We start from the raw sequence: 21,089 nt of genomic DNA, 5'->3' as shown, positions 1-21,089 counted from the left end.
AATCCTCCTGGTAATCGCCGTGAGTCGCGCCCACGATCACGACGGTGTGCAGTGAGCCTAACCGGTGAAGGAAACGATCATCTTTCCGGTGTTCTCGCCGCGCAGCATGCCGAGGAAGGCGGAGGTGGCGTTCTCGACCCCTTCGACGACCGTCTCGTCGTACCGCAGCTCACCGGAGCGCAGCCAGCCGGCGACGTCCTGGACGAACTGCTGCTGCAGGTGGTTGTGGTCGTTGACGAGGATGCCCTGCAGGCGCAGGCGCTTGCCGATGACCTGCATCAGGTTGCGCGGACCGGGCGCGGCCTCGGTGTCGTTGTAGCCGGCGATCGCGCCGCACAGGGTGGCCCGGCCGTTCACGTTCATCGAGGAGATGGCGGCCTCCAGGTGGTCACCGCCGACGTTGTCGAAGTAGACGTCGATGCCGTCGGGGGCGGCGGCCGGCAGCTGCTCGGCGACGGGGCCGTTCTTGTAGTTGAAGGCGGCGTCGAAGCCGTACTTCTCCGTGAGCAGCGTCACCTTCTCGTCCGAGCCGGCGGAGCCGATCACCCGGGAGGCACCCTTGATCTTGGCGAACTGGCCGACGAGGCTGCCGACGGCACCGGCGGCGCCGGAGACGAAGACGGAGTCGCCCTCCTTGAAGGAGGCGACCTCGAAGAGTCCGGCGTAGGCGGTCAGGCCCGGCATGCCGAGGACACCGAGGTAGGCGGAGAGCGGGGCGAGCGAGGCGTCCACCTTGACGGCGTGCGCGGCGTCGAGGTCCGCGTACTCGCGCCAGCCGAAGGGGTGCAGGACGTGCTCGCCGACGGCGAAGCCCTCGGCGGAGGAGGCGACGATCTCGCCGACCGCGCCGCCCTGCATCGGCTCGTCCAGCTGGAAGGGCGGGATGTACGACTTCGCGTCGTTCATCCGGCCGCGCATGTAGGGGTCCACGGACATGTACAGGTTGCGCACGAGGATCCGGCCGGCGGCGGGCTCGGCGGACACGGGCACCTCGCGCAGGGCGAAGTCCTCGGCGACGGGCCAGCCCTGCGGGCGACGGACGAGGTGCCACTCGCGGCTGACGGCGGGGATCTGAGACATGCGGCGCTCCTGGTCAGAACGAAATTGCTTCACTAGGTGAAACAACCATGCGCCTAGATATTTCATGTTGTCAAGTAAATGGGTACGCTGCTTCCATGCCCAGTCGTCGCGTAGACCCAGTGACCATCGAAGTCGTCGAGCTCATCGGCGACGTCGTGGCCAGGTACCACATGGAGTACGAGCACGCGGCCGCCAGCCACCAGCTCACCGGCGCCCAGGCCAGGGTGCTGAACATGCTCTCGCTGGAGCCGATGCCGATGCGGCGCATCGCGCTGAAGCTGCGGTGCGAGCCCTCGAACGTGACCGGCATCGTCGACCGCCTGGAGACCCGCGGCCTGGTCGAACGCCGCCCGGACCCGGCCGACCGGCGGGTGAAGCTGGCCGCCCCCACCGAGGAGGGCACGCTGACGGCGGAGCGCCTGCGGGAGTCGCTGGACTTCGCCCGCGAGCCGCTGGCCGGGCTGTCCGCGGAGGAGCGGACGGTCCTTCGGGACCTCCTGCGACGCATGCTGGCCTGACGGCGCCGACCGGCCCGGATCGCCCCGCACACGACGAGGTCCCGGCGGCGGCAGCGGTACAGGGCTCTCTAGAACCAGCAGAAGATCCAGCAGTCCTTGGTCGGCGAGGGGGTCGGCGTCGGGGACGGCGGGGGCGGCGGAGCCTGGGTGCTCGTGGAGGCGCTCGGCGAGGGCTTCCCCGACGCGCTCCCCCGTACGGTCGGCCCCGGGCCGGGAGTGCGGGAGGCCGGGCCCGATGTCTCGGGCGCGGGGGCGGACGCGGTCGGACCCGGCTGCGTGGCGTCCCCGGAAGGCGCCGCGGCCCCTGCCGTCCTCGTCCCCGCGGCGGTGGCCTTCGCCGTGACCTTCGCTGGCCCCTTCGGCGCGCCGGCCGTCGGGGCGTCGGGCACCGGGGCCGGCTGCTGCGGACCGTCGTCGGTCAGCACCACGTTCGAGGCCCGGTCGGTGCGCTCCCCTTCGGTGGCCATGCGGGCCACCGCCATCGAGCCCCCGACCGCGATCAGCAGGCCGAGCGAGAGCGACAGCACGGTCCGCCGGCGGCGCCGGTGCGTGGCCCGGCGGCGGGCGCCGGGGCGCCGCTCGTTCGGCTCGGACAACACGACGAGCGAGTCGGCGAAGACCTCGGCCAGTGCGGTCGGAGGTCCGGAGTACGGCGTCTCGGCAGCGGGCGCGGCGGGCGGCACGGCACCGGACGCGGCGGGTATCAGGTACTCGGCGGGGGTTCCGCATCCGGCGCACGCCAGTGCGCCGTTGAGGTGCCTCCGGCATGCGTGGCAGTAGTTCATGGCGCCCGCAGGCTACGTGGTCTGCGGCAACATCCGGATCCCGAGAACGTAAGGATCCTGTGTGGAATCGTTTCCGGCATGACATCTTTCGGGCCGAGCGGATTCCAGTTGGTGCTGTTGCGGCGGATGGCCGACTTCCAGCCGGACCTCGCCGACGAGGCCCGCCGCAGACTGGGCGCCTCGCTCGCGGACCAGCGGGAGGCGAACAAGCGCTGGCAGGCGATGGTCCGGTCACCCCGCTCCCGCGGGGCCCTGGCCCGCTACCGCTCGGTGCTCGGCCCGCCGGAGTCCGCCGAGCACCGCACGATCGGGGATCTGGAGTGCGAGGCCCTGCTGTGGCCGCTGCCGCTCTGGCCGGACCTGCGGTTCGAGGTGCTGGCCGCGCCGGACGGGGCGGTGTGGAACGAGTGGCTGGTGCGGGCCCCGGGCGCCCGGGGGCCCGTACTGGAGTCGCCGGACGACCTTCGGCCCTGGTCGGCGACGGTGGACGAGGTGGCGAGGGCCTTCGCCCCCGTCCGGCCGATGGAGGGCACCGCGCCGACCCGCCGGCGCCTGGCCTTCGCCGTGCGGGGGCGGCCCTGCGTGGCGGAGTTCACCTACGGCCTGCTCCAGCGGTTCTCCCTGGAAGGCACCCCCTAGGGGCCCCTAGCTCCCGAGGAAGGCGCGGACTCCGGCCGAGGTTCCGTCGTCGCCGAGCAGGTCGTTGTGCCCCAGGCAGCCGACCGGGGTGTTGGTGGCTCCGGTCAGCGGGACGCTGTCGTCCGGGTTGACGACCTCGTCGCAGCCGGACCAGAAGGTCGCGTACTTCACCGCGCCCGGGGTCTCGTCCCCGCTGTTCAGGTTCTTCACCACGTACGACCCGGGGGTCATGTCCCGGCACGCCTGGTCCCACAGCGCGCAGGCCCAGGCGGTGGAGGTGCCGCGGTTTGGTCCGGCGAGCGAGACCCAGTGGTCCACGGCGGCCGCGCCGCCGCCGAACTTCACGTACCAGCGGCTGACGAGCGAGCCGAAGGAGTGCGAGACGACGTCGACCTCGGCGGCGCCGGTCTCCCGGCGGACCTGGTCGACGTACGCGCCGAGCCGCCCGGCGAGGACCTCGTTGACGGACCGATGGGTGTCGTAGCCGAAGGAGAAGAGTTCCGCGTCCGTGTACCCGGCGGCGCGCAGGTCCGCGCGCAGCGCTCCCCAGACTCCCGGATCGGCGTTGTAGCCGTGCACGAGGACCACCGGATTACGGGAGGCCGCCCGCGCGGCATAGGCCTGCGCCGGGGAGGCCGCCGGCAGTGCGAGGCACAGCGTCAGGAGCGCCAGGAGTACCGGCAGGGTCAGGAGCGCGGGGAGGGGCGGGAGCACCCGCAGTCCCTGTCGGGCCGTCAGCATCGGGTCCCCTTTACCTTGTTACGCGTGAGTAGCGCGTGCGGTGCGGGCATGGTGCTGCCTGTCGGTACAGAAATCCACCCCCATGCAGCCGCGAGGCACCCCCCGGCCGGAGCATCTCAACGGGGCATGAGACCGAATTGCCCGCGATGATATGAAAAGTGACCGACATTTCCGTCGGTCCTCTTGCGTCAGCGCTCTCGGGAGGATCTGCCGTGACCGTCAGTCTTGAGCAGTTGCGCCGCTGCCACGTCGCCGTCGACCTGGGGGCGGCAAGGACCCGCGTGTACGTCAAGGGCGCCGGCCTCGTGGTCGACGAACCCAGCGTCGCCGCGGTCAACACGCGCACCGGCGCACTCATCGCCGTCGGCTCCTTCGCCGAACGGATGACCGGCCGCACACCCGACTACATCCGGGTCGTCCGCCCCGTCTCCGGCGGCACCGTCGTCGACATCGAGATGGCCCAGCGGATGCTGCGTCACCTCCTCGGCGAGAAGCTGCGGCGCGCCCTGCGGCGCAAGCCGCGCCTGCGGGCCGCCGCCTGCACCCCGCACGACGCGGACCCGCTCGCCCAGCGGGCCACCGTGGAGACCCTCGTCGGACTCGGCGCCCGGCGTGTCGAACTGGTCGACACCCTGATCGCGGCGGCCGTCGGCTGCGGACTCCCCGTGGAGCAGCCGACCGCGACGATGATCATGGTGTGCGGGGCCGCGGCCACCCAGGTCGCCGTCCTCTCCCTCGGATCCATCGTCACCGCCCAGCGGATCCCGGTCGGCGGCGAGGCCATCGACCACGCGGTCGTCCAGCACCTGCGCCACGCGCACGAGCTGATGCTGCCCAGCCAGGCCGTCCGGCCGCTGCAACTGGCCCTCCACGGCAACGGCCTCACCGTCGGCGGCCCGGCCTCCACCCTGATCCACGGCCGCGACGTGGCCACCGGACTGGCCCGCTCCGTGCAGGTGGACACCGCCGCCGTACGGGACGCCATCTACACCCCGCTGACCGCCGTCCTCGACGGCATCGGCAAGGTGCTGCGGGACTGCCCGCCGGACCTGGTGGCCGATCTGACGGACCGGGGGATCATGATGGTGGGTGGCAGCGCCCTGCTGCCCGGCCTGGACCAGATGCTGCGGGACGCCACCGGAATGCCCGTCGCCATCGCGGAACGGCCGGACGTGTGCGCCGTACTCGGTCTCGGCGCGATGCTCGAAGGGAAGATCGCCCCCATGGTCCTCAACCCGCTGGCCGAATGAGGCCCCAGGAACCGAAAGAGACCGAGGAGCCCGAGGAGTCCTACGAGCCCGTGGACTCCGACGAGGAGGCGGCGAGACTTCCGGTGCTGCTGGAAGCCGTCCTCAACGTCGGGTCCGAGCTGGAACTGCACACCACCCTCCAGCACATCGTGGACTCGGCGACCGAGCTGTGCGCGGCCCGGTACGGAGCGCTCGGGGTCGTGGACCCCGAGCGCGTCCTGCTGACCCAGCTGTTCACGGCAGGGCTCACCGAGCAGGAGCGGGCCGCGATCCCGCACCTGCCGGACGCGCGCTCCGGAGTGCTCGGAGCCCTCGTCAGCGATCCGCGCCCGCTGCTCCTGGACGACGTCACCCAGGACCCGCGGGCCGCCGGCTTCCCGCCGGGCCACCCACCCATGCACAGCCTCCTCGGGGTACCGATCCGGGTGCACACGGAGGTGTTCGGCAACCTCTACCTCACCGAGAAGCGGGGCGGCGGCCCCTTCACGGACGAGGACCTCGCCCTGCTGCGCGTCCTGGCCTCGCAGGCGGGCATAGCGATCGGCAACGCCCGGCTGTACGAGACCGCGCGCCGCCGGGAGCGCTGGATCGACGGCGCCGCCGCCGTGACCACGGCCCTGCTCGCCGGACGCCCGGCTGCGGACGCCCTGCGGTGCGTGGCCGAACGGGCGCGACTGCTGGCGGACGCCGCGGCCGGGGTGGTGCTCCAACCGACCCCCGAGGGCGGCATGGAGATCGTGGCCGCCTCCACCCAGGGAGACCCCGGGGACCTGGTCGGGACGGCGATCGCCCCCGGTTCGCCGGTGCTGGTCCAACTCCTCGGCGGCGAGCCCGTCTTCATCGACGACTCGGCGACGGATCCTCGGATGACCACGCACGTGCGCGAGCGGTTCGGGCCCTCCATGATGCTTCCGCTGCAGAGCGGCGGCCAGCTGATCGGCACCCTGGCCCTGCCCCGCGACCGGGGTGGCCCCGCGTACGACGCGGTGGACCGGCTGCTCGCCTCGCAGTTCGCCTCCCAGGCCGCACTGGCCCTCGTACTGGCGGACGCCCAGCACGACCGGGAGCAGTTGGCGGTGTACGAGGACCGCGACCGGATCGCCCGGGACCTGCACGACCTGGTGGTCCAGCGGCTCTTCGCCACCGAGATGATGCTGGAGAGCACCCGGCGGCGGGCCGCGAACGCCCCGTCGGGAGACACCGTGGGCGACGAGCTCAGCCGGGCCGTGGACGAGCTGGACTCCACCATCCAGGAGGTCCGGACGGCCATCTTCGCCCTCCAACAACCGCCGACCGACGCCCCGACGACCTTCCGGGGGCGGGTGCTGCGCGAGACGGGCGGGGCGGCGGCCGTGCTCGGCTTCCAGCCGTCGGTGCACTTCGCGGGAGCGGTGGACGCCCTGCTGCCGGATCCCGTGGCGGCCGAGCTGCTCGGGGCCCTGCGCGGCGCGCTGGCCGCGGCGCACCGGCGCGGTGAGATCACCTTCATCGACGTACAGGTGGACGCGGGCCCGTCCCGGGTCCGCCTGACGGTGGCGGACGACGGCCGCACGGAATCGGGCGCGCGGGGCACGACCATGACGTGGGAGTCGGCCCTGTGACCGGCCCTCGGGCGGAAGCGGCGGCGGGGGGCGGCCGGGGCGCCTGGGGTGCTCGGGGTGCCTGGGGTGCTCGGGGCGCCTGGGGTGCCTGGGGTGGCGGACCTTCCCGGCCCCGAGCCTGCGCTCCACGGGTTGTGCTTCCATGATCGGATGACTGGCGACCGTACTCCCGCAGCCGACGACAGCCCGGTCCGACAGGTCCGGCGGCGGACCGACGCCGACCTCGGTGCGTGCGTCCGCGCGCTCGCCGAGGTCCATGAGCGCGACGGCTACCCCGTGAACTGGCCCGTCCACCCCGCCGACTGGCTGTCGCAGCCGGCGCTGCTCGCGGCGTGGGTGGCGGAGCTGGACGGGCGGATCGTCGGTCACATCGGCCTCTCCCGCGGTGAGGCGGACGACGCGGCGCCCGCGCTGTGGAGCGGCCGCGAGGGGGTGAGCAGTGCGGCGGCCGCCGTGGTCGGCCGCCTGTTCGTCGCTCCGGCCGCACGAGGCCATGGGATCGGTGCGCTTCTGATGGAGCGGGCGGTACGGGAGGCGCGGGAGCGCGCTCTGCATCCCGTGCTCGACGTCGTGGCCTCGGACACCTCGGCGGTGGCCCTGTACGAACGCCTGGGCTGGGAACGGTTGGCCACGGTCGAGCAGCGGTGGAGCCCGGAGCACACGGTGACCGTCCACTGCTACGCCGCAGCGGCGACGACAACGGCAGCCGGGTGACCTGACGCCTCCCGCGGCCCCTGCCGCACCTCCGCCTCAGGGCCGGTCCGGGCGGGTGGCCGCGCGCAGCGCGATCCGGGTGTTGGACTGGGCCACCCCCGCCTCCCGTTTCATCCGGCGGAGCAGCCCGTCGAGGGCGGCGGGGTCGGCGGCCCGGGCGCGGACGAGGTAGTCGTGCTCGCCCGTCACGTGCACGACCTCGGTGATCCCGGAGAGCTTGGCTACCTGCCGCTCGAACTCCTCGTTGGTGGTGTCCTGGCGCAGGGTGACGTCGATGAAGACGACGAGCCCGCCGGCGGTGTCGGCGGCCGGGTCCACGATCGTGGTGAAGCCGCGGATCACCCCCTCGCGGCGCATGCGTCGTACCCGGTCGGCGGTGGCGTTGGCGCTGAGGCCGACGCGGACGCCCAGATCCCGGTACGAGATCCGCGCATCCTGCTGCAGGATGCCGAGGATTTCCCTGTCGAGGCGGTCCATACCGCGATTCTCGCAGCCGAGCCCGGTATGCGCGCTCATCCCCCGACGGCCCGGCCCGACGCTCGCCCCATGGACGAACTGATGTCACCGACGCTGGCGGGCGCGGCCGCGGGCCTGGGCGTGGCGATGCCCATGGGGGCGATGAGCGTGCTGCTGCTGCAGGAGGCGATGCGCGACCGCCGCACCGCCGTGGCCGCGGCCGCGGGAATCGCGGCGGTCGACCTCGGCTACGCGGCCCTCGCCACCGCCCTGGGGCCCTGGGTGGCCTCCCACATCTCCCCGGTCGAGGCCTGGGTCCGGCTGGCATCGGCGGTGATCCTGCTGGTCATCGCGGCGCACGGCCTGGCCGGAGCCCGCAGGCCCGGAGCCGGACCCGACTCCGGCTCCGGCGCGGTCCTGGGCCAGGACACGGTCGACGTCGACGCCGGTGCCGGGGTCGGGTCCGGCGTCGGCGTCGGGCAGGCGGGCGTGTTCGTGCGGGCGCGGCCCGGTAAGGCCTTCGCCCGGTACGTCGGGCTGACCGCCCTCAACCCCACCACCGCGCTCTACTTCGCCGCGCTCACCACCGCGCAGGGCGCCACCCTGGGCACCGGAACGGCCGGCGCCGCGTTCCTCCTCGGTGTCGGCGCCGCCTCGCTCCTGTGGCAGCAGGCCCTCGTGGCACTCGGCTCCCTCGCCGGGACCCGCATCCCGGACCGCGCCCGCGTCTGGACCTTCCGCCTCGGCTACGGCCTGGTCGCCGCGTACGCGGTGAAGATCGCCCTCCCGCTCCCATGACCGACCGGCTGCTCGGCCGATGGTTGCCCCCGGTGCCCCCGGCGGCGAGACTCGGTCCCGTGAACATGGGGATCTCCGGTTTCGAGCCGTCCTTCCTGGTCGGGATCGAGGCGGTCCGGCAGGCGCACGGCGCCCGGCTGGCGGCGCTCGTCGGCCGCCGGCTGACGGGGTTCGCCCTGGTGCGGTTCGCCGAGGACGGGGACTGGTACGCGGAGTGCCCGGTGGTGCTCGACTTCGACGGAACCCGGGTCGAGGTCTGCCACACGAAGTTCGACGAGCTCTCGATCGGCTGGGGCGCAATACGGACCACGGAGGTGATCACGGGTTGGGACGAGGTCGGGCTGACGCCCGAGTGGTCGCACCGTGACGCGCGCCTCGAACCGTTCGTCGGCCAGGAGCTGCGCGACCTCGCGCTGATCGAATGGCGTCCGGCGGGCCATGACCTGGCGGCGGGGACCCTGGCGGTGGAGTTCGTCTTCGACGCCGGCCGCTTGCGCATCGCCAACGCGCTCGACGAGAACAGCATCGAGACGGGACCGGCCCTGCAGACCCACCTGCGGCACGGACCCGAGCGCTGACCGACGCCGTCCGGATCCGGCGCCGGACGCGCCGCGGCACCACCGCGTCCAAGTACTGTCGCCCGTACACGACTTCGACGAGCGTAGACCGACGCTCGACGACCGATGACCGATGACCGACGACCGCCGACCCGACCTGGGGTGACCCCGTGACGACCCGCCTCTCGGCCCGCGAGGCCATCGCCTCCGTGACCGACCCCGGCACCTTCACCGAACTCCCCGCGCCCCTGCGGGTGTCCCCCACCGACGGCCCCCTGGAGTGGACCGGCTACGACGGCTCCCGGGCCCGCGCCGCCGAGCGCACCGGCGAGCAGGATTCCGTGGTCACCGGCACCGCACTGGTGGGCGGCCACGAAGCCACCGTCGTCTCCTTCGAGTTCGGCTTCCTGGGCGGCTCGCTGGGGCAGCGCACCGGGGACCGGCTCGAAGCCGCGTACGCCCATGCCCGCGAGCACCGGCTCCCCCTCGTCTCGCTCATCGCCACCGGCGGCTCCCGGATGCAGGAGGGCATGCTCGCGCTCACCCAACTCCAGCGCGTGGCCCGCCAGTGCGTCCTGACCCGGGCCGCCGGACTTCCCCAGCTCGCCGTCCTGCGCGATCCGACCACGGGCGGCGGCTGGGCCACGCTCGGAGCCGGGGCCGACGTCGTCCTCGCGCTCCCCGGGGCCCAGGTCGGCTTCGCCGGGTCCCGGGTGCGTCCGGCGGACGCGGATCCGGCGGCCTACTGCGCCGAGGGCCAGTACGACGCCGGTCACGTGGACGCCGTGGTGCCCGCCGCCGAACTGCCGGGCGTCCTCGCCGACTGGCTCCGCGTGCTGGCCGCGCCCCGCCCCGGCGGGCCGGTCGAACCGCCGGCCGCGCTCGCCGACGTGGCACCGCCGCGGACCGGTTGGGACGCCGTCCGGCAGGCCCGGCATCCCGACCGGCCGCACGCCGCCGCCTACCTGGACGCGTACTTCGAGCTCCGCCTGCCGCTCTCCGGGGACCGGGCGGGCGGCACCGACCCCGGCATGCTGTGCGGATTCGGGCTGCGCGAGGGCCGCGCCGTCGCCTACGCCGCCCAGTGCGGCACCGCCACCCGGCCGGCGGGCTACCGTACGGCCGCCCGCGTCATCCGGCTCGCGGACCGACTCGGCATCCCCGTACTCACCCTGGTGGACACCCCGGGCGCGGCCAACGACGCCGCCGCCGAACACGCCGGCGCGGGCGCGGCCATCGCCGACACCTTCGCGGCGCTGGCAGCGGCCACCGTCCCCGTCACCACCCTGCTGATCGGCGAGGGCGGCTCGGGCGGCGCCCTCGCGCTGGCCGCTCCGGGGAACACCTGGGTCACCCCGGACAGCTACTTCTCGGTGATCGCCCCGGAACTGGCGGCGGCCATCCTCAAACGGCCCCCGTCGGCCGCCCCGGCCACGGCGGACCAGCTCCGCATCCGCCCGCAGGACCTGGTGGCCCTGGGCGTCGCCCGCGGCATCGTCGGCCCGGCCTAAGGGCTGTCCCGTAATCCCCGGCGGGCGCGCGGCGCCAGCTACGGCACCTCGCCGCGTTGTCGGGATCGCCCAAATACGCCCAGTATGAGGACGACCCTCCGCCTTGCGATGCACCGCATCTGACGCCGCGCGCTGACCCACCGCGGATTACGGGACAGCCCTTAGGCCGGCGAGCAGGACGGTGGCGGCAGCGAGGTCGACGACCGCGGCAGTCTCTTGTGCGGGCAGCCCGGAACCCCGGGTGCCGCTGGGATCAGCGGGACCCGGGGAGGCGGAACTGCTGGGTGAAAGGTCAGTTACGGGTGCGGCGATCCGTCACCACTGGCCGGTGATCGGGACGTCGCCGGGAACACCGAACCGGACGTTGTAGATGACCTGGTCGGAATCCTTGCCGGCACCGACGAAATCGGAACCGGCGATCTGGTAGACACCGACCTTGTCCGTGCCGTCCCCGTTCCAGTCACCCTTGATCGGAATGTCCCCCGGATTACCGAACCTGATCTGGTGGTTCACCGGCGCACTGTTCTGAGAATCCGTCAGATAGAACGTCTGGTCCGCACCCCGATACACACCGATCGTGTCCTTGCCGTCACCGTTCCAGTCACCCGTCATCGGAGTGTCACCACCGACACCCATCTGAATCGCATAAGCGGCAACCCGGTTGTCATTGCTCAGATAGAACGTCTGGTCCGCCGGGTGATACACACCGATCGACGCCTTGCCGTCACCGTCCCAGTCACCCACCAACGGAACGTCCCCAGGACTCCCGTACGTCACCGACACCGCAGCCGTGGCATTGTCATCGCTCAGATGGAACGTCTGATCCCCCGGACGATAAACACCGAACGTGTCCTGACCGTCACCGTTCCAGTCACCCGTCAACGGCTTGTCACCCGGAACACCGAAACCCGACCACCCGTACACACCACCAGTACGGTCCGCCACATAGAACTTCGACTCCGCCGGCCGATACACACCCGCATTCGTCGGCTTGCGGGTCCCTGTCAGCGCGACGTCCATGTAGTCCTGGTCGATCTGGATCTGCTTGCCGCCCCAGGTCTCCGTCACGTTCCCGCTGTACTGGTGGACGCGCCGGCGGTTGGCCCACGCCCCGCCGGGCAGCGCCGGGTCGTTGGTGTCGGCGACACCGTTCCAGTAGGCGCTGAAGACGACGTCGGGCATCGTGTGGCTGCCCCTGTGGGCGGCCAGGTCGGCGATTCCGGACGAGGAGCTGCTGTAGACCGCCGAGTTGTAGCCGCGGGCGTGGAGCTGTTCGGTCCAGGCGGACAGGAAGCCGAGCACGTTGCCCGAGTAGTTCTTGTTGTACGCCTCCATGTCGTAGTACAGCAGCGCTCCGGGCCCGAGCCCCAGGGCCGCGGCCTGGTTCACCGCGTCGTCCGCGGCGCTGCGCCCCTCGGCCGCGGGCGAGGTGATCTGGCTCGCCTGGGCACCGACGTAGATCGGCATGAAGCGCCAGCCGGCCGATGCCTGCTGCTGGACCCACGAGGCCGTGAGGTTCTTCTGCGCGCACGCCCGGTTGCGGCCACCGATGTAGATGCCGACCGCGTTGTAAGGAGAGTGCGCCTTCCACGCGTTCATGGTCGCGGAGTCCGGGGCGGCACAGGCGTCGAACCCCTTGCCGGTGTAGTTCGTCAGTGCGGCCGACGAGGTGGCGGCGGTTGCGGACGCCGACGCCTCCGGCTGCGCGGCCGGCGCCGCGGAGGCGCGCGCCTTGCTCTTCGGGGCCGAGGCCGATACGCCGGCACCAGTGAGGATCTTGCGGACCAGGGACTGGTCTTCGGCGTAGGTCGCCGTGACGCGGATGCCCCGGGCCCCTCCGGCGATCTCGCGATCGTCCTCGGACACCGTGGTGCCGCCCCGCGCCGCTTCGCCGGACGTGTCGGGCTCCACGAGCAGTGCTTCGGTCCGTCCCACCAGTCGTGACGGGCAGTTCTGCTGCGTGCCGGGGGTGCCGAGGTAGACGGCGTGGCGGTCGAACCGGACGCAGGCGGTCGGATCGGCTGCGAGGTCGACGACCTCCCAGTCGGCGGGAACCTCGAACCGGTGCCCCTGGAAGGTCACCGCCTTGGAGTCGGAGGCGGGCGCCGCAGCCTGGGCCGACACGGTGGCCGGGCCGAAGACGGCTGCCGTGGCGGCCAGTACGGCGAGGCCCCGCCCGAGGGGCGGCAGAGAAACACGTGCACGTGACATGGAGGTCTCCTGTGTGGGCAGCGCGGGGCCCGGGGTCCCGCTGGGATCAGCGGGACCCGGGGAGGCGGAACTGCTGGGTGAAAGGTCAGTTACGGGTGCGGCGATCCGTCACCACTGGCCGGTGATCGGGACGTCGCCGGGAACACCGAACCGGACGTTGTAGATGACCTGGTCGGAATCCTTGCCGGCACCGACGAAATCGGAACCGGCGATCTGGTAGACACCGACCTTGTCCGTGCCGTCCCCGTTCCAGTCACCCTTGATCGGAATGTCCCCCGGATTACCGAACCTGATCTGGTGGTTCACCGGCGCACTGTTCTGAGAATCCGTCAGATAGAACGTCTGGTCCGCACCCCGATACACACCGATCGTGTCCTTGCCGTCACCGTTCCAGTCACCCGTCATCGGAGTGTCACCACCGACACCCATCTGAATCGCATAAGCGGCGACCCGGTTGTCATTGCTCAGATAGAACGTCTGGTCCGCCGGGTGATACACACCGATCGACGCCTTGCCGTCACCGTCCCAGTCACCCACCAACGGAACGTCCCCAGGACTCCCGTACGTCACCGACACCGCAGCCGTGGCATTGTCATCGCTCAGATGGAACGTCTGATCCCCCGGACGATAAACACCGAACGTGTCCTGACCATCACCGTTCCAGTCACCCGTCAACGGCTTGTCACCCGGAACACCGAAACCCGACCACCCGTACACACCACCAGTACGGTCCGCCACATAGAACTTCGACTCCGCCGGCCGATACACACCCGCATTGGATGCCTTGTGGCTGGGCGCCGGGTACGGATCCGCGTGATCACTGCCGAGGCCGTTCGACCGACCGCAGTTGGGCCAAGCTCCTGGCCCCTGACCGGCGAGGATCTTCTCGGCGGTGAGGATCTGCTGCTTCTTGGTCGCCTGGTGCGGGTAGCTCGCGTACTGCTCGCCCCCGTAGGCCCGCCAGGTCGGCAGGGAGATCTGCAGACCTCCGAAGTACGGAAAGCCGGACTTGTAGTAGCTCCAGTTGCCGCTGCTCTCGCACTGGGCGACCTTGTCCCACGTCGCGACGGACGCCGCGTCCGCCGTTGCGGCCGGCAGGGCCAGCACCATGGTCGCACCCAGTGCGGCGGCGACTGCTCGGGCACGGCCTCGCCCGCCGGTGCGGAGCACGCGGCTCCGCACCGGACGGGGCTCCGTGTGGTCGGCCGTCACCACTGGCCGGTGATCGGGACGTCGCCGGGAACACCGAACCGGACGTTGTAGATGACCTGGTCGGAATCCTTGCCGGCACCGACGAAATCGGAACCGGCGATCTGATAGACACCGACCTTGTCCGTGCCGTCCCCGTTCCAGTCACCCTTGATCGGAATGTCCCCCGGATTACCGAACCTGATCTGGTGGTTCACCGGCGCACTGTTCTGAGAATCCGTCAGATAGAACGTCTGGTCCGCACCCCGATACACACCGATCGTGTCCTTGCCGTCACCGTTCCAGTCACCCGTCATCGGAGTGTCACCACCGACACCCATCTGAATCGCATAAGCGGCGACCCGGTTGTCATTGCTCAGATAGAACGTCTGGTCCGCCGGGTGATACACACCGATCGACTTCTTGCCGTCACCGTCCCAGTCACCCACCAACGGAACGTCCCCAGGACTCCCGTACGTCACCGACACCGCAGCCGTGGCATTGTCATCGCTCAGATGGAACGTCTGATCCCCCGGACGATAAACACCGAACGTGTCCTGACCGTCACCGTTCCAGTCACCCGTCAACGGCTTGTCACCCGGAACACCGAAACCCGACCACCCGTACACACCACCAGTACGGTCCGCCACATAGAACTTCGACTCCGCCGGCCGATACACCCCCGCATTCGTCGGCTTGGCGTCCTCGATGATGTTCTTGTAGCGGTAGGGGATGTAGGAGCTGGAGTTGTTGAAGTAGGCGTAGGGGATGACGCGTCGCACGGCGTGCGGAGGCGTCTGCTCGATGCCGATGTAGGACGTGTGGGACGAGTCGGTCCACTGCTCGAAGATGGTGACGTGCGAACCCCGCTCCGGGTTGGAGGGGTTGTGGAAGAGCAGCATGTCGCCCTTGCGCAGGTCGTTCTTCGATATGCGGTCCGCGAAGGTGTCGAGGTTGCCGGTCCAGGCGCTGGTGCCGAGGTTCCAGGCCATGGAGACCAGGCCGGAGCAGTCGGTGCGGTAGCCGTCGCGGTAGTTGTTCATGCTGTACGGGACCTGGGCGTCGACCCAGGTCTTGGCCCGGGCGATGACCGAACTGCGGGTGATGGGGGCGCCGGCGCTCTGCGCGGCCGCCGCGCCGGAGAAGGTGCTCTTGCCGGCCCCCTCGGTCTTGAGGGGCTCCGGCTTGCCCTGCGGACGCTCGACGTCCGCGGTGGCCGCGGCCGCCGCGACGGCCGCGGCGGACGGCGCATCCACCTGAGCGGCGTTGACGGGTGCGGAGGCGAGGACGGCCGCGGCGAGGGAGAGGGCCACGAGGGTGCCCGTGGCGCGGGCCGCGTTGGACTTGCTGGGCATGAAGTCTCCTGGAAGACAGGGCTGATGGACGGGCCGGCCGATGGGCCTGGGCGCCGTTGGAAGAGCCGGGAAGAGCGGGAAGAGTGGGAAGAGCGAAGGAAGACAGGGGGAGAGAGGCCGGCCGACCCTCGACGGGGCGGGCGGGCCGCGATGCGCGGGGCCTCGATCAGGGGTGGAACGTGACGGAGTAGCCGTGGACTCCGATGCCGCCCGAGGCGAGCGTGTCGACGACGAGGCGGCGGGCCTGGGCCTGGGCGATGTCGGTGCGGGCGGCGCGGATGAAGAGGACGATCCCGATGCCGTCCGGATGTGTGCGGGCCCTGATGTGTTCCATGCCGCAGTCGGGTGTGGCGTGGGCCCACAGGGCGTCGACCAGGGCGTGTGCCTGGTGGTCGGTCGGCAGGGTTCCTCCCGTCGGCATCAAGGTGAGATGGACGGGTAGCACCGCGGGGTCAGTCCCAGCCGATGCCGTTGTCCGACGCGCCCGCCGCGGACACGGACACCGTCGCGTGGGCCGGGACCACGTCCCAGCCGATGCCCTTCGGGTCCGTCGCCGTCGTGGCGGCAGACGCGAGGGGGGCCGCCACACCGGACAGGACCGAGGCGGCGAAGACGGTGGCGAGTAGGCGGGCGGTCGTGGACATGACGGTTTCCCCCAGGTGTGACGTGAGCAGGAAGTTCGGGACCGGCGGTCGGCGCCGTGGCCCCCGGGTCCGGCCTGGAGTTGCCTCCCCCGCCGTTCCGGTGAGCACTATCCTGCCGACCCCGGAGACCCCGAGGAAGACGATGCGGACGTCAGCATTAGGACTGGCCGCATCAGGACGCGGCCCCTGCCGACCTGCGGCGATGCCCCCTACCGGGCCTCCTGGCCCGCCGTCCGCCGCACCGCCTCGGCGCCCCCTCGGGGCAACTGCCCGTAGGCCGAGGCGACCTTGAGCAGCCAGGCCACCTCCTCGGCGGGCGTCCTGCTGTGGGCCGGGGGCGGCGCGGGGGCTTGGCGGGCGTCCGGCTCCCCGTGGAGCACCGAGAACAGCCACTCCGCCTCCGCCCGGGCGGTCGGCACCCCGCCTCCGGGGTGTGCGTGGCCGGGGGCCTCCGCGGGCTGCTCCGCCCCCGTCGCCGCGGACCGGTCCCGCAGGACGAGGCAGGCGTCGCGGATCTCGAAGGCCCGGTGGGCCACGTCGAGCGTCCGGTCGCCGGCGACGAACAGATCGCGCGTCCGGCCCATGCGCGGTCCGAACGCGACCGACGGGACGGCGTGGAGCAGGTCCGACCACAGCGGGTGCAGGCGCCACAGCGCGTACTGGTCGCCGACGTAGCGGACGAGGGTCCGCAGCGGCGGCAGGCCCACACCCACGAGGACGAGGAGGAGGGAGATCACCGGGAGGATCTCGGAGAGGGCATCGGGGGTTCCGCGCCCCGGGACGTCCGGCCGGCTCTCCTGGTGGGCGAGGAACACCACCCGGTACATGGTGTAGACGAAGCCCATCGCGCCGCCGCCGGCCAGGCACACGACTCCGGCGCGCAGGAGTCCCGCGGGCACGCTGCGGCGGTTCGACCAGAAGAGCTTCGCCGACAGGGCCGTGGCGATGCCGAGGTAGACGTAGACGATGGTCTCGTACAGGCGCACCGCCGGGTCGCCGAGGTGGGCGTCGGTCACCCGGGTCGGCGGAGCGCTGGGGTCGTGCTCGAAGAAGAAGACGAACAGCACGGTGAGGGCCAGTGCGGCGGCCACCACTGCGACGAGGCGCAGCCACGTGTCCCGCGCCCGTTGCGGTCCGCGGCCGTGGACCGCGATCACGTATTCCAGGACGCAGTAGTTCGACGCCAGCCCGGCGAGGTGTTTGACCAGCACGGACAGGTCGGGTGACCCGGTGAGGCCCCGGATGAGGAGGTCCACCTCGGGCGGTCTGGTCGTCAGTGCGACGGCGATCGCGGCGAGGAACCCCCACAGGAACCGGGAGGCGCGCGTGCCGCCCAGGGCGGAGGGCGCACGCCAGAGCACCATGACCCACATGAGGGCGGGCAGGGTGAAGTGATATATCGAGTACATCAGTTGCCCCGCCAGCGGCGCAGACGGCGCACCGGGTGGGCGAGGCTGGTGGCCAGCCGGCGTGAGGAGGGGGTGCCGACCCGGTCGGCGCCGGCGAGGTCGGCCAGGAGCACGGCGATCATCTCGGCCTCCTGTTCCTCGACGGAGGCGAAGTTGGTGCGCGCGGCGCCGAGCGTCCGTACGACGAGGTCCGGGGTCAGTTCGGAGAGGGCCTGTGCGAGCTGGGCCAGTTCGACGTTGTGGGTGTGGCCGCACAGCACGTGGCCGAGTTCGTGGAGCTTGATCAGGTCTTGGTGGGCCGGACTGGTCTTCTGCTCGTAGAAGATGACGTCCAGGCTGGGCAGGGCGATCCACGCCCCGCACGGTGAGGCGAACCCGAGCTCGGGCAGCGGCTCCATCACGATCGGACGTCCGCGGTGACGGGCGAGTGCGTCCCGGAAGGAGTCGACCGTGAACGGGTCGGGCAGCTCGATCTCGGCCAGGATGCCCTCGCACCGCCTTCGCAGACCCCGCGGTACAGGCATGGCGGCACCGAATCCTTCGGTCAGCGGTGGATCAGCGGTCCGTGCGACGCCCTCAGACTACTAACGATCTTCCTCAGCGGCCTTCTTGGGATGGTTGGGCGGTGGCGCCGCCGTCCCCGGCCGCCTCCAGTGCGCTCAGCCGGTCCGCGAGCGCGGCCAGCATGTGGAGGCTGTTGTCGGACAGACCCGAGGCGCGCTGTGCGAGCCCGATGACGCCGGCGTTACCGGCGGCCGCCCGGATGTTCGCCAGCGCGTCCAGGGCGAGCAGTTGCTCGTCCACGACGGCGGCCTTGGCATCGTCGAGGAAGTAGGTCGCCCCGCAGCGGATCCCGAACGCGAGGCCCAGCCAGTCCAGGGTCTCCACGGTGGGGTTCGGGGACTGGCCCTTCTGCGTGGTGGCCTGGTGCAGATTGCGGATCGTGTCGCGGGAGATGACGCTGCGTCCGGCGATCCGGTTGACCCGGTCGGCCAGCTCCCGGTAGGCGGGGGACTTCCCTCCCGCCCGCGCGGCCTCCTGGAGGATCAGCCCGTCGAGCCGCTCGGAGATCTTGTGAGCGCGGTCGGGCAACGACGGCGGGTGCTCGCGGCCTCCACCTGGTCCTGCGTCCATCCCAGCCAGCTCCGATCCGTCGGGAAAACACGATACCCCCCAACCCTGATGGCGATTTTACTAGCCGCACCATCCACCGCTCATGGCTCACTGGTTGGGACATTCGTTGGCTGGAAGCCGTCAGACCGTTTGTTGCCCTGTGGGGCGGCCCGTAAGGTTGTGGCGATTGTAATCGTCGCGTGGCTGGGGGGCTGGCGGATGCTGGATGTATTGGGGCTCGACCGCGGGGTGGAAGCGGTGTACCGGGCGATGCTGGCCCACCCGGAGGGCAGCGTGCAGGATCTGTGCTGCCAATTGGGCGTACCGGAGAGCACCGTGCGCGACGCCCTGGACAAGCTCGCCGACCTGAGACTGCTGCGCGCCTCCCGGGACGTCCTGGGCGAGATGCGGCCGGTCAGCCCCGAGCTCGGACTGGAGATGCTCCTGCGACGACAGGAGGAGGAACTCCTGCGCCGGCGGCAGGAACTCGAACTCGGCAAGGCCGCCGCCGCGCGGGCGATCGCCGAGTACGCCGACTTCCGGCCGGCCACCCGGACCGCGACCAGCGAGCGCCTCGTCGGCCTCGACGCCATCCAGGCACGGTTGGAGGGCCTCGCCCGGGAGATGTCCGACGAGTGCCTCTCGGTGATGCCCGGCGGAGCCCAGTCACAGGCCAGCCTCGACGCTTCCCGACCCCTGGACGACGCGGCCCTGGGCCGGGGCATCTCCGTACTGACGCTCTACCAGGACAGCGTGCGGCACGACCCCGCCACGCTCGCGTACGCGCGGTGGACGACCGAGCGCGGCGGCATGGTGCGCACCTGTCCGACGCTCCCGCCGCGCATGCTCGTCTTCGACCGCCGGGTCGCCGTCGTGCCGATCGACCCGGCCGACACGAAGCGCGGCGCGATCTGCATCAGCGAAGCCGGGGTCGTCGCCTCCCTGGTCGCCCTGTTCGAGCAGACGTGGCACTCCGCGGTCCCGCTCGGCGCCGATCGTTCCAAGGACACCCGTACGGGTCTCAGTACGGCGGAGCAGGAGCTGCTCACGCTGCTCGCGTCCGGCCTCACCGACGAGGTCGCGGGGCGTCGGCTGGGCATTTCCGCCCGCAGCGTGCGGCGGCAGATGGCGGGGCTCATGGAGCGCCTGGACGCGTCGAGCCGGTTCGAAGCCGGACTGAAGGCGGCCCAGCGCGGCTGGCTCCAGTAGCTCCACCGCAGTTCTCCCGCAGGACTCCCCCCTGGCCTTCACACCCGGCCGGAGCGGGCGAACCGCGCCGGGCTGGTCCCCACGTGCCGTCCGAAGTGCCGGGTCAGGTGCGCCTGGTCGTAGAAGCCCGCGGCCGTCGCCGCCTCGGCCGGCCGCACCCCCGCCAGCAGCAGCCGCCGCGCCAGCTCCACCCGCCGCCCGGTGAGGTACGCGTGCGGTGGCAGCCCGTACGCCGCCTTGAAGCTCCGGATCAGGTGGGTGGGGTGGACATGGCCCAGCACCGCCGAAGCCTCCTCCAGGCCGATCCCCTCGGTCACCCGCGCGTCGAGCAGCTCGCGCAGCCGTACGGCGAGGCCCGCGCCCGGCTCCCCGTACGCCGTCGGCGCGCGGCCCGCGAGCCACCGGTGCAGCCGTTCCCGTACGAAGGCCAGCCGCGACTCGGCCTCCAGCCGCTCGACCGCCCCGGCCGGCAGCTCCGGCGCGGCCAGCGCCACGTGCAGGCCGTGCACGCGCTCGCGCAGCGCCGGGTCGAGCAGCAGCGGGGCGTCGACGGCGGCCCCGGTCAGGCCTTCGGGCAGGACGGAGGTGTCGAGGTAGAGGACGCGCTTGCGGAACCCGGCCTCGGTGACGGTCCGCCCGTCGTGGGCCACCCCGGGCGGCAGCAGGATCACGGAGTTCCGGAGCCCGACGCCGTGGCGCTCACGGTCCAGGGCGAAGTCGACCCGCCCGCCGTCCAGGATCATCAGCGCCCAGGTGTCGTGCACGTGCGCCGGATAGGCGTGGTCGGTGAACCGGGCGTGGAAGACCTCGGCGATCCCCGGGACCGACGGCTGCCAGGCGGACACGGTGCTGGGCGGACGTATCGCGGCCATGTCAGGAACGTACAAGACCGCCCGCGGGGGTGGCGACAGGCTGTCCACATGACGACACACAAGGTCAACATCGCCGAGAAGCTGGCGGGTTTCACCGAGCAGTGGGCGCCGCGGCGCCTCGCCCGCTTCAACGACTACGAGGTCAAGGCCGCCCGGCTCCAGGGGGAGTTCATCTGGCACACCCACGAGGACACCGACGAGCTCTTCCTGGTGGTCGGGGGCACCCTGACGATCCGCCTGCGCGACGGGGACGTGGTCCTCTGCCCCGGCGAGATGTACGTGGTCCCGCGCGGGGTCGAACACTGCCCGGCGGCGGCGGCGGAGGCACAGATCCTGCTCTTCGAACCGGCCGGCACCCCCAACACCGGCTCCGAGGGCGGCGACCGCACCCGGGAGCCGGTGGACGCGTAGCCCGGCCGCCGGTCGTGTCGGGGGCGG

At 71.7% G+C, this 21,089-nt stretch carries 23 protein-coding genes; 10 read left to right on the top strand and 13 right to left on the bottom strand.

The window, feature by feature from the left end; translation table 11 throughout:
* Nucleotides 1-57 precede the first annotated feature (57 nt).
* Nucleotides 58-1,080: an NADP-dependent oxidoreductase gene (locus ACWG52_RS25370; protein ID WP_389816730.1), complete on the bottom strand. Its 1,023-nt coding sequence runs from the start codon at nucleotides 1,078-1,080 to the stop codon at nucleotides 58-60.
* A gap of 95 nt (nucleotides 1,081-1,175) precedes the next feature.
* Between ACWG52_RS25370 and ACWG52_RS25365 the strand changes: the two genes are divergently transcribed.
* The gene (locus ACWG52_RS25365; RefSeq protein WP_389816734.1) at nucleotides 1,176-1,598 is read left to right on the top strand and encodes a MarR family winged helix-turn-helix transcriptional regulator; all 423 of its coding nucleotides are present in this window, start codon (nucleotides 1,176-1,178) and stop codon (nucleotides 1,596-1,598) included.
* Between the two features lie 68 nt (nucleotides 1,599-1,666).
* Here ACWG52_RS25365 and ACWG52_RS25360 read toward each other — a convergent pair whose 3' ends face one another.
* A complete protein-coding gene (locus tag ACWG52_RS25360; protein ID WP_389816737.1) occupies nucleotides 1,667-2,383 on the bottom strand; it encodes an SCO2400 family protein in 717 nt (238 codons plus the stop codon).
* A 78-nt stretch (nucleotides 2,384-2,461) separates the two neighbouring features.
* Here ACWG52_RS25360 and ACWG52_RS25355 point away from each other — a divergent pair, with 78 nt between their 5' ends.
* Complete coding sequence (locus tag ACWG52_RS25355; RefSeq protein ID WP_389816739.1) at nucleotides 2,462-3,022, top strand: hypothetical protein; 561 nt, start codon at nucleotides 2,462-2,464, stop codon at nucleotides 3,020-3,022.
* Nucleotides 3,023-3,028: 6 nt separating this feature from the next.
* On the opposite strand, the gene ACWG52_RS25350 is transcribed toward ACWG52_RS25355, so the two are convergent.
* Nucleotides 3,029-3,763 carry an esterase/lipase family protein gene (locus ACWG52_RS25350; RefSeq protein ID WP_389816742.1) on the bottom strand — a complete coding sequence of 245 codons (735 nt, stop codon included), beginning with the start codon at nucleotides 3,761-3,763 and terminating at the stop codon, nucleotides 3,029-3,031.
* Between the two features lie 212 nt (nucleotides 3,764-3,975).
* On the opposite strand from ACWG52_RS25350, the gene ACWG52_RS25345 reads away from it, so the two are divergent.
* The 3 genes from ACWG52_RS25345 to ACWG52_RS25335 all read left to right on the top strand — a co-directional run bounded on the left by ACWG52_RS25345 (nucleotide 3,976) and on the right by ACWG52_RS25335 (nucleotide 7,328).
* Nucleotides 3,976-5,013 carry a rod shape-determining protein gene (locus ACWG52_RS25345; protein ID WP_030757608.1) on the top strand — a complete coding sequence of 346 codons (1,038 nt, stop codon included), beginning with the start codon at nucleotides 3,976-3,978 and terminating at the stop codon, nucleotides 5,011-5,013.
* Nucleotides 5,010-6,614: a sensor histidine kinase gene (locus ACWG52_RS25340; protein WP_389816744.1), complete on the top strand. Its 1,605-nt coding sequence runs from the start codon at nucleotides 5,010-5,012 to the stop codon at nucleotides 6,612-6,614. Before ACWG52_RS25345 ends, ACWG52_RS25340 begins: the two co-directional genes overlap by 4 nt.
* Nucleotides 6,615-6,764: 150 nt before the next feature.
* On the top strand, nucleotides 6,765-7,328 hold the full coding sequence (locus ACWG52_RS25335; RefSeq protein WP_390167162.1) for a GNAT family N-acetyltransferase: 564 nt from the start codon (nucleotides 6,765-6,767) through the stop codon (nucleotides 7,326-7,328).
* Between the two features lie 36 nt (nucleotides 7,329-7,364).
* Here ACWG52_RS25335 and ACWG52_RS25330 read toward each other — a convergent pair whose 3' ends face one another.
* Nucleotides 7,365-7,805, bottom strand: a complete 441-nt coding sequence (locus ACWG52_RS25330) for an Lrp/AsnC family transcriptional regulator (RefSeq protein WP_030715480.1) — start codon at nucleotides 7,803-7,805, stop codon at nucleotides 7,365-7,367.
* A gap of 69 nt (nucleotides 7,806-7,874) precedes the next feature.
* Here ACWG52_RS25330 and ACWG52_RS25325 point away from each other — a divergent pair, with 69 nt between their 5' ends.
* From ACWG52_RS25325 to ACWG52_RS25315, 3 genes are all read left to right on the top strand, one after another.
* On the top strand, nucleotides 7,875-8,582 hold the full coding sequence (locus ACWG52_RS25325) for a LysE family transporter (RefSeq protein ID WP_389816751.1): 708 nt from the start codon (nucleotides 7,875-7,877) through the stop codon (nucleotides 8,580-8,582).
* Between the two features lie 65 nt (nucleotides 8,583-8,647).
* Nucleotides 8,648-9,160 carry a hypothetical protein gene (locus ACWG52_RS25320; RefSeq protein WP_389816772.1) on the top strand — a complete coding sequence of 171 codons (513 nt, stop codon included), beginning with the start codon at nucleotides 8,648-8,650 and terminating at the stop codon, nucleotides 9,158-9,160.
* Nucleotides 9,161-9,309: 149 nt separating this feature from the next.
* Complete coding sequence (locus tag ACWG52_RS25315) at nucleotides 9,310-10,650, top strand: carboxyl transferase domain-containing protein (RefSeq protein ID WP_390167167.1); 1,341 nt, start codon at nucleotides 9,310-9,312, stop codon at nucleotides 10,648-10,650.
* A gap of 315 nt (nucleotides 10,651-10,965) precedes the next feature.
* On the opposite strand, the gene ACWG52_RS25310 is transcribed toward ACWG52_RS25315, so the two are convergent.
* From ACWG52_RS25310 to ACWG52_RS25275, 8 genes are all read right to left on the bottom strand, one after another.
* A complete protein-coding gene (locus ACWG52_RS25310) occupies nucleotides 10,966-12,861 on the bottom strand; it encodes a DUF1906 domain-containing protein (RefSeq protein ID WP_453125994.1) in 1,896 nt (631 codons plus the stop codon).
* Nucleotides 12,862-12,969: 108 nt separating this feature from the next.
* Entirely contained in the window at nucleotides 12,970-13,971 is a 1,002-nt protein-coding gene (locus ACWG52_RS25305) for a transglycosylase family protein (RefSeq protein ID WP_453125992.1), read from the bottom strand.
* Nucleotides 13,972-14,069: 98 nt separating this feature from the next.
* Nucleotides 14,070-15,404: a hypothetical protein gene (locus tag ACWG52_RS25300; RefSeq protein ID WP_453125990.1), complete on the bottom strand. Its 1,335-nt coding sequence runs from the start codon at nucleotides 15,402-15,404 to the stop codon at nucleotides 14,070-14,072.
* 166 nt (nucleotides 15,405-15,570) lie between these two features.
* Nucleotides 15,571-15,825, bottom strand: coding sequence for a hypothetical protein (locus ACWG52_RS25295; RefSeq protein ID WP_389811971.1), 255 nt, complete (start codon nucleotides 15,823-15,825; stop codon nucleotides 15,571-15,573).
* Between the two features lie 31 nt (nucleotides 15,826-15,856).
* A complete protein-coding gene (locus ACWG52_RS25290) occupies nucleotides 15,857-16,048 on the bottom strand; it encodes a hypothetical protein (protein WP_033224654.1) in 192 nt (63 codons plus the stop codon).
* A gap of 209 nt (nucleotides 16,049-16,257) precedes the next feature.
* Nucleotides 16,258-17,457 carry an MAB_1171c family putative transporter gene (locus tag ACWG52_RS25285; protein WP_389811967.1) on the bottom strand — a complete coding sequence of 400 codons (1,200 nt, stop codon included), beginning with the start codon at nucleotides 17,455-17,457 and terminating at the stop codon, nucleotides 16,258-16,260.
* Nucleotides 17,457-17,981, bottom strand: a complete 525-nt coding sequence (locus tag ACWG52_RS25280) for a regulator component (protein ID WP_327385602.1) — start codon at nucleotides 17,979-17,981, stop codon at nucleotides 17,457-17,459. The genes ACWG52_RS25285 and ACWG52_RS25280 overlap by 1 nt, the downstream gene beginning before the upstream one ends.
* Before the next feature lie 73 nt (nucleotides 17,982-18,054).
* Complete coding sequence (locus tag ACWG52_RS25275) at nucleotides 18,055-18,591, bottom strand: hypothetical protein (RefSeq protein WP_389811964.1); 537 nt, start codon at nucleotides 18,589-18,591, stop codon at nucleotides 18,055-18,057.
* Between the two features lie 198 nt (nucleotides 18,592-18,789).
* Here ACWG52_RS25275 and ACWG52_RS25270 point away from each other — a divergent pair, with 198 nt between their 5' ends.
* Nucleotides 18,790-19,779, top strand: a complete 990-nt coding sequence (locus tag ACWG52_RS25270; RefSeq protein ID WP_389811961.1) for a helix-turn-helix transcriptional regulator — start codon at nucleotides 18,790-18,792, stop codon at nucleotides 19,777-19,779.
* Between the two features lie 38 nt (nucleotides 19,780-19,817).
* Here the strand turns inward: ACWG52_RS25270 and ACWG52_RS25265 are convergent, their stop codons facing one another.
* On the bottom strand, nucleotides 19,818-20,651 hold the full coding sequence (locus ACWG52_RS25265) for a helix-turn-helix domain-containing protein (RefSeq protein WP_389811958.1): 834 nt from the start codon (nucleotides 20,649-20,651) through the stop codon (nucleotides 19,818-19,820).
* Between the two features lie 48 nt (nucleotides 20,652-20,699).
* Here ACWG52_RS25265 and ACWG52_RS25260 point away from each other — a divergent pair, with 48 nt between their 5' ends.
* Nucleotides 20,700-21,062 (top strand): cupin domain-containing protein, encoded by a 363-nt coding sequence (locus ACWG52_RS25260; RefSeq protein ID WP_389811956.1) that lies wholly within the window; start codon nucleotides 20,700-20,702, stop codon nucleotides 21,060-21,062.
* The last annotated feature ends 27 nt before the right edge of the window (nucleotides 21,063-21,089 follow it).

Source organism: Streptomyces sp. CLCI03, assembly GCF_053615355.1.
The sequence above is the reverse complement of the archived record's forward strand: the minus strand, read 5'-3'. Positions and strand labels throughout refer to the sequence as shown.